We start from the raw sequence: 223 nt of genomic DNA on the forward strand, positions 1-223 counted from the left end.
GAGCTTGCTCTTAAGAAGTTAGCGGCGGACGGGTGAGTAACACGTGGGTAACCTGCCCATAAGACTGGGATAACTCCGGGAAACCGGGGCTAATACCGGGTAATATTTTGCGCCGCATGGTGCAAAATTGAAAGGCGGCTTCGGCTGTCACTTATGGATGGACCCGCGTCGCATTAGCTAGTTGGTGAGGTAACGGCTCACCAAGGCAACGATGCGTAGCCGA

At 54.3% G+C, this 223-nt stretch carries 1 rRNA gene; it reads left to right on the forward strand.

The window, feature by feature from the left end:
* Positions 1-223, forward strand: a 16S ribosomal RNA gene (locus MR058_RS23925); the annotation flags it as partial.

The organism is Bacillus cereus group sp. BfR-BA-01430, from assembly GCF_022663115.1.
GTDB classification, from domain to species: domain Bacteria; phylum Bacillota; class Bacilli; order Bacillales; family Bacillaceae_G; genus Bacillus_A; species Bacillus_A cereus_BD.